At 71.1% G+C, this 12,200-nt stretch carries 10 protein-coding genes; 9 read left to right on the forward strand and 1 reads right to left on the reverse strand.

The window, feature by feature from the left end; genetic code table 11:
* Positions 1-26: 26 nt before the first annotated feature.
* The 9 genes from ABZ809_RS08125 (at position 27) to ABZ809_RS08165 (ending at position 10,798) form a co-directional block, all read left to right on the forward strand.
* Positions 27-1,349: a sugar ABC transporter substrate-binding protein gene (locus tag ABZ809_RS08125; RefSeq protein ID WP_357561736.1), complete on the forward strand. Its 1,323-nt coding sequence runs from the start codon at positions 27-29 to the stop codon at positions 1,347-1,349.
* Positions 1,346-2,380, forward strand: coding sequence for an ABC transporter ATP-binding protein (locus ABZ809_RS08130; protein WP_357561737.1), 1,035 nt, complete (start codon positions 1,346-1,348; stop codon positions 2,378-2,380). The genes ABZ809_RS08125 and ABZ809_RS08130 overlap by 4 nt, the downstream gene beginning before the upstream one ends.
* Positions 2,381-2,418: 38 nt before the next feature.
* On the forward strand, positions 2,419-3,288 hold the full coding sequence (locus ABZ809_RS08135; RefSeq protein ID WP_357561824.1) for a sugar ABC transporter permease: 870 nt from the start codon (positions 2,419-2,421) through the stop codon (positions 3,286-3,288).
* 245 nt (positions 3,289-3,533) lie between these two features.
* Positions 3,534-4,961, forward strand: a complete 1,428-nt coding sequence (locus ABZ809_RS08140) for a hypothetical protein (protein WP_357561738.1) — start codon at positions 3,534-3,536, stop codon at positions 4,959-4,961.
* Positions 4,958-6,151, forward strand: coding sequence for a hypothetical protein (locus tag ABZ809_RS08145; protein WP_357561739.1), 1,194 nt, complete (start codon positions 4,958-4,960; stop codon positions 6,149-6,151). The genes ABZ809_RS08140 and ABZ809_RS08145 overlap by 4 nt, the downstream gene beginning before the upstream one ends.
* Positions 6,152-6,377: 226 nt before the next feature.
* The gene (locus tag ABZ809_RS08150) at positions 6,378-8,570 is read left to right on the forward strand and encodes an EAL domain-containing protein (protein ID WP_357561740.1); all 2,193 of its coding nucleotides are present in this window, start codon (positions 6,378-6,380) and stop codon (positions 8,568-8,570) included.
* Positions 8,570-8,896 carry a hypothetical protein gene (locus tag ABZ809_RS08155; RefSeq protein WP_357561741.1) on the forward strand — a complete coding sequence of 109 codons (327 nt, stop codon included), beginning with the start codon at positions 8,570-8,572 and terminating at the stop codon, positions 8,894-8,896. Before ABZ809_RS08150 ends, ABZ809_RS08155 begins: the two co-directional genes overlap by 1 nt.
* Positions 8,897-9,073: 177 nt before the next feature.
* Positions 9,074-9,421 carry a hypothetical protein gene (locus tag ABZ809_RS08160; RefSeq protein ID WP_357561742.1) on the forward strand — a complete coding sequence of 116 codons (348 nt, stop codon included), beginning with the start codon at positions 9,074-9,076 and terminating at the stop codon, positions 9,419-9,421.
* A gap of 192 nt (positions 9,422-9,613) precedes the next feature.
* Positions 9,614-10,798 (forward strand): HEAT repeat domain-containing protein, encoded by a 1,185-nt coding sequence (locus ABZ809_RS08165; RefSeq protein ID WP_357561743.1) that lies wholly within the window; start codon positions 9,614-9,616, stop codon positions 10,796-10,798.
* Between the two features lie 194 nt (positions 10,799-10,992).
* Here the strand turns inward: ABZ809_RS08165 and ABZ809_RS08170 are convergent, their stop codons facing one another.
* On the reverse strand, positions 10,993-12,024 hold the full coding sequence (locus ABZ809_RS08170; protein ID WP_357561744.1) for a LacI family DNA-binding transcriptional regulator: 1,032 nt from the start codon (positions 12,022-12,024) through the stop codon (positions 10,993-10,995).
* Positions 12,025-12,200: the final 176 nt, after the last annotated feature.

Genomic DNA, 12,200 nt, shown 5'->3' on the forward strand with positions numbered 1-12,200 from the left:
CGATGCGACCGAGGACGGGACCGACGATGCGACCGAAGGCGCTGCTCGCGCTGCTGCTCACCGCGGTGCTGGCCGCCACCGGCTGCGGCTCCGGCGCCGGGTCGCCCGCCGACGGCCCGGTGCGGTTGCTGGTCTTCGGCGCCCCCGAGGAACTCGCCGCCTACCGCACCCTCGTCGAGGCGTACGAGAAGGCCCGCCCCGGCGCCGACGTGCAGCTCGTCGAGGCCAGCGACCGCAAGGACCTGCTGGCCCGGCTGGCCACGTCGGTGGCCGGCGGCGCCCCGCCGGATCTGTTCCTGATGAACTACCGCTTCTACGGCCAGTTCGCCGCGAAGGACGTCATCGAGCCGCTGGACGACCGGCTGGCCGCCTCGCAGGCCGTCGACCCGGCCGACTACTACCCGGTGGCCTGGAACGCGTTCCGCTGGCAGGACCGGCAGCTCTGCCTGCCGCAGAACGTCTCCAGCCTGGCCGTCTACTACAACCGCACCCTGTTCGCGAAGTACGGCGTGCCCGAGCCGAGGGCCGGCTGGACCTGGAACGACCTGGTCGCCACCGCGACCGCGATGACCCGCGACTCCCGCGGCGTGGTGGTCAGGGCCACCGAGAGCGAGGGCGCGGCGCTGCGCCCCGCCGTGCACGGCCTCGGCGTCGAGCCGTCGATCATCCGGCTCGCCCCGTTCGTCTGGTCGGGCGGCGGCGAGATCGTCGACGACCCGGTGAGGCCGACCAGGCTGACCCTGGACGGCCCGGCCGCCCGGGAGGCGCTGAAGAACCTCGTCGACCTGCGGCTGGCGTACGGGGTGGTGCCCACCGACGAGGAGGTGGAGGCCGAGGACGACGAGTCGCGCTTCGCCAACGGCCGGCTCGCCATGCTGATGAGTTCCCGCCGTTCCACCACCACGTTCCGCTCGATCACCTCCTTCGAGTGGGACGTCGCCCCGCTGCCCGTCTACAAGGAGCAGGTCGGCGTGCTGCACTCCGACGCGTACTGCATGACCCGGGGCGCGAAGCGCAAGGACGCCGCGTGGCGGTTCCTGGAGTTCGCCATCGCCGAGGAGGGGCAGCGGATCATCGCGGCCACCGGCCGTACCGTCCCGTCGCACGTCGGGGTGTCGCGGTCGCCGGCGTTCCTCGGCCCCGCCCAACCGCCGCGCAGCGCGAAGGTCTTCCTCGACGCCATCCCCACCGTCCGGGCGCTGCCGACCGTCTCCACCTGGCCGGAGATCGAGGACGTCACTTACGGCATCCTGGAGAACGCCATGCACCGGGGTGACCGGCTCGACGACGTCGTGCGCGAACTCGACCGGCAGACCCGCCCGATCTTCGCTCGCGGGGAGCACGGGTGAACGAGCCGGGCCTCGCCCTGACCGGCGTCTCGGCCGCGTACCGGGGCGCGACCGTGCTGCACGAGGTGGACCTGGCCGTCGCCCGGGGCGAGCTGCTGGTGGTGCTCGGTCCGTCGGGGGCCGGCAAGTCGACAGTGCTGCGGGTCGTCGCCGGCCTGGAACCGGTCACCGCCGGCCGCGTGCGCATCGCCGGCCGCGACGTCACCGCCGAGCGCCCGGGCCGGCGCAACGTGTCGATGGTGTTCCAGTCGTACGCGCTCTTCCCGCACCTGAGCGTCGCGGAGAACATCGCGTTCGGCCTGGAGGTACGCGACACGCCCCGCAGGGTGGCCCGCGAGCGGGCCCACGCGGCGGCCGAGACGGTCGGCTGCGCCGGGCTGCTGGACCGGCGGCCCGCGCAGCTCTCCGGCGGCGAGCGGCAGCGGGTGGCGCTGGCCCGGGCGCTGGTGCGCGAGCCGGACGTGTTCCTGCTCGACGAGCCGCTGTCCAACCTCGACCAGGCGCTGCGGGTGCAGATGCGCGCCGAGCTGCGCGCCCTGCACGACCGGCTCGGCGCGACGATGCTGCACGTCACCCACGACCAGACCGAGGCGCTGGTGCTCGCCGACCGGATCGCCGTGCTGCGCGACGGGCGCGTCGAGCAGGTCGGCACCCCCGACGAGATCTGGCGCACCCCGGCCACCACCTTCGTCGCCCGCTTCGTCGGCTCCCCGGCGATGAACCTGCTGCCGGCCGACGGCCCGCTGCACCCGCACGGTGCCGCCCCAGCCGGCCTGGGCGGCATGGAGCTCGGCTTCCGCCCCGAGGCGGTGGCCCTCGACGCCGCCGAGGGGACGGACGCCACCGTCGAGCGGGTCGAGGTGGTCGGCGAGGACGCGTACGCGTACCTGAGCCTCGCCGGCGGGCACCCGGTCGTCGCCCGGGTGCCCGCCGCCCGCCGGCCGGCCCGGGGCGCGACGGTACGCGTCGGCGTGCGCTGGGCCGACGTGCACCTCTTCCACGCCGGCTCGGGCCGCCGGTACGCCCCGTGACGGCGACCGACCGCCGCTCGCGCCGGCAGCTGGCGCTGATGCTGACGCCGTACCTGGTGGGCCTCGTCGGGCTCGTGCTGCTGCCCGCCGCGGTCACCCTGGCGCTGGCCTTCACCGAGTACGACCTGCTGCGCCCGCCGCAGTGGGTGGGCCTGGCGAACCTCACCGCGCTGCTCGACGACCCGGTGTTCCGGGTGTCGCTGACCAACTCGCTGGTCTTCGCGCTGGTGGCCGTACCGCTGCGGGTGCTCTTCGCCCTCGGCCTGGCGCTGCTGCTGCACCGCCGGGCGCTCGGCGTCGGCAGCGCCCGCACCGCGGCGGTGCTGCCGACCGCGGTCCCGGAGATCGCCTACGGGCTGCTCTGGCTCTGGCTGCTCAACCCCCTCTACGGTCCGATCAACCAGCTGCTGCGCGCGGGCGGGGAGAACGGCCTGACGGCGCTGGGACGCACCCCGCCGCAGTGGCTCACCGACCCCACCGACGCCCGGGCGGCGATCGTCGGAATGAGCCTGTTCACCATCGGCGAGACCTTCGTGGTGCTGCTGGCCGCCCGCCGTGCGCTGCCCCGCGACGTCTACGAGATGGCGGCGATCGAGGACGCCACCGGCTGGGACGTGTTCCGCCGGGTGACGCTGCCGCTGATGGCGCCGGTGCTGGGGCTGCTGGCGGTGCGCGACGCCATCCAGAGCCTGCACTTCTCCTTCGTGCCGGCCTTCGTGGTGACCGACGGTGGCCCGCCCCCGTACGCCACCACCTACCTGTCGCTCTTCGTCTACCGCACCGGGTTCGAGTACCTGCGCTACGGCTACGCGGCGGCGGCGACCCTGGTGATGATCCTGCTGACCGTGGCGGCGGTACTGGTGCAGTGGCGGCTGATCCGCCGCTACCGGGCGTTCTACCGGCTCTGAGCACCCGAAGATCCCGGGCGCCCGCCGCGGACGCCGTAGCAGCACCGGCCGACCGCTCGTGGCCGGAGGGGCACGGGGCGGTTTTCCCGTCGCGTGGTGGAGATCGTGACGGGTATCGTGGCCGGGCCGGCCGCGGGACTCCGGTGCGACTTCCGGAACCCGCCTCTAAAGCGATGCTTCGCAGTTCGTGCCCCCATTCCCCGGCCGGCCCCCAGGAACATCGCGTGAAAGGTGGGGTCACGGCCGTGTCACGGGCGGATCGGGTCGCGTGCGAGGACGTGGTCATGTTCGTCAACGCCGCGATCGCCTCGACGGCCCAGCGTGAGTTCCGCTCCGCCGCCGTCACCCAGCGGCTGTCGTTGGCGTTCCTGCACGAGTACGTGTTGGGCAACTACCGCGACCTGTATGCCGCGACCCTGGCCCTGGACGTCAACCACCTGAACACCGCCATGGTCGTGACCAACCTGCTCCGCACCGCGCGGGAGGCGAGCGACCAGCAGCGCGCGGTGGAGGGGCGGCTGATCGCGGCGCGGCTGCGGTCGTTGCCGCCGCACCGGGTGTACGGCGTGTTCCGGCAGCTGCGCCGGTTGGGGGTCAACAACCGGCGTACCCGCGCCATCGTGCGTGACTGGGTGGCGGCCCGCCCCGACCCGGCCTTCGACGCGGTCAAGTACCGCCGGTCGTTGTCGGTCGCCGCCCGGCACGCCCACCTGCCACTTCCCGGCGAGGTCGGCACGGTGCTGTTCGACTGGCGTCGCCCGAGACGCTACGAGACGCCGATCCTGGAGACGTGGCGACGCGCCCACTTCGAGCAGCGGGCCCTGTACGAGCTGCCGTACACCGTCGCCGAAGGGCTCGCCGCCCAGCACGGCATCGCCCGGGCCTGGTTCCTGTCCGGCATCGCGCCCATGCTCACCGCCGGCGAGCGGCTGCGGCTGCAGGGGACCGCCGCGCGGCACAAGGTCGAGGCGGTCGCCATGGACCTCGCCACCGCACCCCTGACCCGCCTCGCGATCTACGTACTGTCACTGGCCCGCCCGGAACGCGCCCGGCGTCGCGACGAGCTGACCGGCGCGCTCCGGGCCGCCGCGCGCCGGGCCGCGCGCCGGCAGGCCGGCACCTGGGGCCGGGTGGTGGCGGTCCTCGACGACAGCTACTCCGCCGCCGGCTCCGGCGTGAAGCACCGCCGGCCGCTCGCCGTCGCCTTGGCCACGCACTATCTGCTGGAGGTCCTCGCCGCCGACTACACGGGGCTGTGGCTGCACCACCGTGGCGATCCGCTGCTGGTGCACCCCGTCGGCGCCACGGGGCTGGGCGCGCGCGTCGTCGACGCCCTCGAACGCCGCCCCGACCGGCTCGTCATCGTCTCCGACGGCTGGGACAACGACCCACCGGGGCAGGCCGCCGAGGTGCTGCGGGTCTGGCGTACCCGCCTCGATCCCCGGCAGGCCACGAGCGTCGTACACCTCAACCCCGTCTACGACGCCGACACCTTCGACGTGCGCCGCCTCGCCGCCGGCGTGGCCACCGTGGGCGTCCGCGACGCCGAGGACGCCGCCGCGCTCGTCGAGCTGGCCCGCTTCGCCACCGGCAGCGCCGGCTTCGACGAGCTACGCCGCCACCTCGCCGACCGGGTCGAGCGGTTCCTCGGGACCGAGGAGACAGCGTCGTGACGGCCGCCACCGACAGGATCGATCTGACCGGGCTGACCGCCGGGCCCGCCCAGACGTGGGGCGCGGTCCGCCTCGTCCCGCTACTACGGTCGACCCCCATCACCGATCTGCGCCTGCACCCCCGCCTCTACGACTCCGGCGAACTGCCGATCGCCAGCACCGGGCCACGCACGACCTACCTTGCCTATGTCCCGCACGCGTTCGTCGCCACCTGGAGCACCGACGCCACCCCGGCCGCCGCCTACGGCACCCAGCTGCGCGAGCCCGACGACACGGGCGCTCCCACCGGCATCCGGCTGGCGTTCCGCCGCCGACTGGCTCGCCGTGAGGACAGGCGACGGCTGCGCTTCCTGCCGCTGCACCTGGCGATGGAGGGTTACCTCACGCTGCAGTTCGGCGGCCCGACCATCGCCTGGCAGGACTGGACCCGCAACGCCGTCACCCGTGGCCTGACCCCCCGCGTGGAGGCCAGCTACACCGGCGCCGCCATCACCGGCCTCGACGACGCGCTGCGCGCGTTCGAGATCCACCACGACCAGTGCGGCATGGTGCTCTACGTCGCCGACGCCCTCGCCGCCGCGTTCGTCGTTCCGCACCCGGACGACTACCGCGCCCTGCACCCCACGCTGTTGCAGGACTTCTACGGCGAACTGCTGTTCCACTACAACTATCTCTATCCGGCCGTACCGGAATTCACCGCCCGCCTCGACGACACCCGCATCGCCAGCATCGCCGACCTGCGCGACCAGTTGGCCCAGGTGGGCGCCGACTGGAGGGCCTTCCACGGCCTCATGGCCGAGGGGCTCTTCGGCGCCGAGCGGCTCACCGTCACGCCGGTACAACGGATGGGGCGCTTCACCCTGGCCCGGTTCCTGCCCGCCTTCGACCCCGAGGCAGAAAACCACATCGGTGAAACCATCACCGACGAGATCGGCCAGACGGCCTACCTCAAGACGTTCCGGCTGTCGGCGGCCCAGACCCGCCGCGGACACCTGCTGTCCCAACTCGCCGCCACCGACTGGGACCTCGACAGCACCGCCACCGCACTGCGCACCGACCGCGACGGACTGGTCCGACGCCTCGACCGCGCCGGTTTCGGCCACCTGCTCCGCCCCGACATCATCGATGCCTGCCGCAGGCGCGCCCGAGAACTGCGCAGCCAGGCAACGAAAGCAGGACCACCGAAGTGACAAGGCGCGCGCCGTGTCATCCCGCCCTCACGTCCTCGCGTTGTCGCACACGCCGCCGCCCGGCGTGAACCGTTGTCGCAGACCCCAGTGTCAGGCTGAGGAATGGTGACGGAAATTTGACTTACCGCTCAGGGCGGCGCGTACGCCGAGTAGCCGGCCGATAGTGTCACTCGCGGCATTGAGCTGAACTCGTGTTGCTACCGCAGCGGATCACCTTGGGGGGCCGATGGCACCGAGCAGACGTTGGGCAGTCCTGATCGGAGTCGATCAGTGTGGCCGTGATGTCCAGTTGCCTCCGCTCCGGTACGCCGAGAGCGATGCTCTCGCCCTGCGGGACGTGTTGTTGGACCAGGAAATCGGTACCTTCGACGACGGCGCGGTAAAGATGTTCGTGGGTCCCGACGCCACCTGGCGCGAGATCAAGGTTTTCCTCCGCGACCTGGCCCTGAAGTCCGCGCCGTCAGATGTCCTCTTCGTCTACTTCGCTGGCCATACGCTGGTCCCGCAGTGGAGTGATCAACTCGATGCGTACCTGGTCACGTCTGACCTTGATCCGGAGGGACTTTCCCGCGAGCCCGACAACGGGTTGCGGATGTCATTCCTCAAGCGGGACATCTTCGACGCCTTCGCGGGTGCCTCATTCCTGGTGCTCGATTGTTGCCACGCGGGTGTCTATGCCGATGCGGACCGACGCAGCATCAAAGTCCTGCAGACCTACGCGGAAGCGGTGGACCGTCCCCGGCACAATGCCCTGCTCGCCTGTCCCAGTGGATCGGTGACCCGGGAGAGCACCGAGCATGAGCACGGGACGTTGACCTACCACGTGCTGCGGGCGTTACGGGGCAGGGCAGGTGACGAGGCGGGACGTGTGTCGTTCGCGCAGCTGGCGACGTTCGTGGCCGAGCAGGGCATGAATCCGCCGCCTGTGCACACGGCACACGTCTACGGGGCCACCACCGTGCTGACCCAACCGCCCATGTCCCGGCACGACCGCCAGGCCCTCAACAGCCCGGCGAACCCCGGCATCACGCGCCCCTGCCTCAACCCACTCGAGGATCAGACGAGCTCGATCCGGCAGTTGCTGGGGCGTATGTTCCGCGCGGACGCACGCCCGGCGCACCGGGATCCTCAGAGCGAACGCGACGGACGTGTCGAACTCATCCGGCACGCGCTCGACGCGGAGTCGGCCGCGGTCGTGGAGTTCGTTGGCAGCAGCTTCGGTGTGGTCAACCGAACGGCGCGGTTCGACAAGGACACACTGTCGCCAATGCTCGAGGCCGCTGCCGTTGACGGGGCGAAGCATCCGAGGGCGACGCCCGGATACGTCGTTTCGCATGGGGTCGGCCGCCGAATGCTCTGCGTGCCTCTGTCATTCGCCGGCGGCCGTACTCTCACTCTTGCCGTGGTCGACCCGGCACTTGCCCAGCTGGATATAGGTGAACCGTTGGCCGTGATGCTTCGCGCGGTGTGGGAATCCGATCCGGTGGCCGATCCCATGCAGTCGGAGATGACCGTACTGACTGCCCTGCGCACCTCTTTCGGCCGACTGCCGCTCAAGCTGTACGAGGATGCCTTCAGCCTCTACCAACAGCTGGTCGGGTCGATGACCATGGTGTTTCAACCGGTCGTCGAGCTGGACCAGCGCGCGACCGGCGTGAGCGTCCAGAGTTTCGAGGCGTTGGCCCGGCGTAACGATGGTGAGCTGCGCGCACCCTGGTCCGCGCTACGGATGGCCCACGACTGGGGCGACCGGTTCGTCGTCGAGCGCGATGCCATCCTCGTGGCCAAGGCGATCCACTCCTACGCCGAGGCCGACGTCGCCTCGGGATGGCAGGGGACCAAGCCGTTGTCGGTCAACGTGGCGGTTCGTTCGCTGCTCAGCGACGCGTATCTCAAGCAGGTGAGCAAGGCGCTCGCCGAGGCGGGTCTGCATCCCCGCACCCTGACACTGGAGATCTCCGAGCAGGATCCGATCACCCCGGAGCCGGGCGAGCGATGGCCGCAGGAGCCCTTGGTCTACTTCCACAACCGGCTCACCACGCTCGCGAGAGAGCTGCGGATCAGCTTCGCGGTCGACGACTTCGGAGTCGGTTACGCATCGCTGGCGCGTATGGCCGAGCTGCCGCTCACCCAGATCAAGGTCGACCGCGCGATCCTGCACCACCCCATGGCCTTGGAGGAACTGACGCTCGTGGCGCGGGTCGCCCGCTACGCCAGCGACCAGGGGCAGACCGGGCAGCCAAGGACGGTCATCGTCGAGGGTTTCGACGATGACGCACCAGTCAGCCTGCACGAGATCTTTCGCTTGGGTATCCATCACGTACAGGGTTACTTCAGCGGTGCGGTCGCCTCGACCACACTGCGTGAACTGGAGCCAGCGGTTCAAGAGCGGATCGCATCGCTCGTGAGAGGGGAATAGTGACGAGTGTCAAGTTGCTGCTGCCGCCGGAAGTGATCGAGGAACTCGATCTTCCCTATGAGGGGGTTCGCGACGGCGGTGCCATCACCATGGCGATCGGGGGGATCGCCGTGCTGGCGAACCTCGCCAGCCTGGCCACGCTCCAGCCGCAGGCGGAGGCACTGGTTGCCGCGATACGCAACTGGCGCCTGCGCAACAGCCAGAGGCCGGCGGTGCTGACGGTCGAGGGTGCGAACATCAGTCTGCGGATCGAGTTACCGCCCAACGTCGATCGGGCGACCCTGCTTCGGCAACTGGAACCACTGCTCGAGGAAGAGGGCCGGTAGCCGCACCACATGCCTCCGCGGCAGCCACAAGGGACAAGAGACGCGTCGCCGAAGGCGCCCGAGGCGAAGGTTGACACAGAAACCCTGCGGGCCGATCGTGGTATCGATGCGGATCACTCAGTCCCGGACTGGGCCGCCATTGGTCCCTTCCCTGAACGCCGTCCCGGAAGGACATCCATGCGCAAACGCGCCAAGCGAGTCGCCGCGGGTCTCGCCGCCGCCCTGATCACCACGCTCACCGCGACGCTACCGGCGTCGTCCGCAGCCGCTGGCGAGCCGATCAAGAACCCCGACGAGGGCCTGGTCTTCTACTCGAGCTACCCGACCGAGGTGGTCGGCAGGCAGGCCACCCCTGACGACGTCTGCCGTCGGGTCCCGGCCGACGCGACCTGGCTGCTCGCCTGGAGCGGCGGCTTCCGTGCCGTCCCCGGCTACCGGACCCCCGACTGCAGCGGTGAGGCGTCCGAGCTCAACAACTTCCACAGCTGGCCGAAGGGCCACTACCTCACATACAGGGCCAGCTGACCAGTGTTCCCGGTGGTCGTGCGCGGACGACCACCGGGAGGGCGGCAGAGCGCCAAGTCCGGTCCCGACCGGGCTCGTACCGGGAACTGGCCGCCCTGAACTCGATGTCCTAGGACGGTTAGGGGCTGTGCCTCAGCGCCGTCTCGGCAGCGTGCGCCAGGACGACCGGTGGCGTGTGGCATCGTGGCGCGGATGATCGACAGTGCGGAAGCGTTGGAGGCCGTGGTCCGGCATGCCACGGAGTTTGAGGACGACTACGACGACATCGCGCCGATCCTCACCGAGTTGGCGGCGTGCGGGGACGTCACCCTGGTGTCCCGGTTGCACGAGGCGCTCGACCAGTTCCTCGACGAGCAGAACTTCTACGGTCGCGACCTCATCGCCGGCATTCTGGCCGGCGTACAGGGTCTGGCCGCGCTGCCGGCGCTACTGCGCGCGTCGGCCCGCGATCTCGGTGACGACCAGGACAGCTTGACTGCCGAGATCATCGACCTGCTGCACACGGACAAGGCAGCCGCGCGTCACACAGTGCTGGACCTGGCCGCCGGTGGCACCCCCGAGCTGCGCCGGGTAGGACTGTGGGCGCTCGGATTCGTGGTCGAAGCACAGGACGTCGAACTACTGGCCGCAGCCGCGGCCGATGCCGATCCGCGGGTCAGGTCCGTGGCGATCGGCTCGATTCCCGACCCTGCTGGCGATGACCGGGCATTTCAGGTGCTCGTCATGGCGCTGGGTGACCTCGACGATCAGGTACGCGTGTCGGCGGTCAGTAGGCTCGGCTACGCCGGCCGGGCAGACGCGGTCGCACCACTCGTCGCCCTCGCTGCGGACCCCGTGCCGCGGGTACGGTCCATGGTCGCGTACGCCCTCGGCAAGCTTCGCGAGGTCGAGGCAACCCCGGCGCTGCTGCGGCTGCGACACGACCCCGATCGGCACGTCCGCGAGAACGCGCTCGAAGCCCTCGGCTCAGTCGGCGGAGCGGCTGCCGTCGACGCGCTGCTCCTGACCGCCGTTGGCGAAAACCCGTTGCTGCGAGCCCAGGCCGCCCAGGCGCTCGCGAGGGCGGTGGACTCGGATCCGCGCATCCCACCGCAGCTCATGACGCTGACGCAGGACGACGAGCCGGCGGTGCGTGCTGCCAGCATCAGCGGACTCATCAGCACCGATAGCGAGCGGTCGCGCTGGGCGCCACTCGTGGTCGGGCTGGCGAACGACCCAGACCCGCTGGTCCGCCAGCGCGTCGCTGTCGCGGCACGCCGCCTCGCGCCCGACGCCGCCCCCGACATCCTCCGCCACTACGTCAGCGACCCTGATTCGACGGTGCGCCGCATCGCCGATCTGGAACTCGCTCGGCTGACTGATGCCGCCGCACGCTGAGCCGCGGTGACGACGCAGCGGCACCCGCTGGAGCCGGAGTTCCCCGGAGACGCTCGCCGACGGTGACCGGCCGGACCCGCACCATCGCGCTGCGCCGAGCTGAATCGAACGTCCGCATCCCCGGTCGGATCGACGCACGGATCGCGGACATGGGCAGGTTAAGCCCCGTCGACGGCGCCGGGCCGGCGCCGAGTTCAGCGCCGGGTTCGTCGCTGCTGGTCGCTGGAGCGGCGCACGACCAGCTCCGGCTGGAACACGACGTGCCGGTGCTGGTGGGTCCCGCCGAACTCGGCCTCCTCCAGCAGCAGTTGTGCCGCGGTACGGCCGAGCAGCTCGCGGGGTTGCCGCACCGACGACAGCGGCACCGCCGCCGCGCCCGCGAACTCGATGTCGTCGTAGCCGACGATGGCCAGGTCGGCGGGCACCCTCATGCCGCGCGCCGTCACCTCCTGCAGCACGCCGAGCGCGATCAGGTCGTTGGCGCAGAAGACGGCGGTGGGACGTTGCCGGGCGGGCAGGGCCAGCAGGTCCTCGGCGGCGCGTCGCCCGGCGGCGACGGTCAGGCTGGTGGTCGTCGCGACCCGCAGTTCGGCGTTGTCGCCGTGTTCGTCGAGCGCGGCGGCGGCGCCGGCGTGCCGTTCGGCGACCTGGGCGATGGCGAACGGGCCACCGAGGTACGCGATGCGGCGGTGGCCCCGATCCAGCAGGTGTTCCATGGCCAGCCGGCCGCCGAGCACGTCGTCGACGGCCACCGAGCAGCTGCTGGCCCGGCCCGAGCCCCGGTCGACGAGCACCACCGGGATACCGCGGTCGATCAGCCTGTCCAGGTCGGGCTGGGAGCCGTGCCGGACCGGGGTGACGAGTACGCCACGGACCCGCTGCTCCTCCAGTAGTTCCAGGTGCCGGCGTTCCCGGGCGCTGTCCTCGCCGCTGTTGCAGACGACGAGCATGGCGCCGGCCTCCTCGACCACCTGTTCGGCGCCGCGCACCACGTCGGTGAAGAACGGGTTGGCCACGTCCAGTACGACGATGGCGATGGTGCGGCTCTGCCCGGCGCGCAGTTGACGAGCGGAGTCGTTGCGGACGTAGCCGAGCTCGGTGATGGCCTCGAGTACCCGCTGGCGGGTGGCGGGGGCGACCGTGTCGGGCCGGTTGAGCACGTTGCTCACCGTGCCGAGGGAAACGCCGGCATGCCGGGCCACCTCTTTGATGTTCGCCGCTGCCATGGCTTCCTCGACGATCGGGTGCGGTGGTTGGTCGCGGCCCGCGGTCGGGTGCGGGCACCCGGTCGCGGTGCCGCCCGCTGCCGTACCGGCGGGTCGGGACGGGTCCGGCCGGGTGACGACCGGGAGTCTATAGCGCCTAAAACGTTTCATCCAGCGACGGACGGCTGTCGCGCTCC

Source organism: Micromonospora sp. NPDC047074, from assembly GCF_040643815.1.
Lineage (GTDB): Bacteria > Actinomycetota > Actinomycetes > Mycobacteriales > Micromonosporaceae > Micromonospora.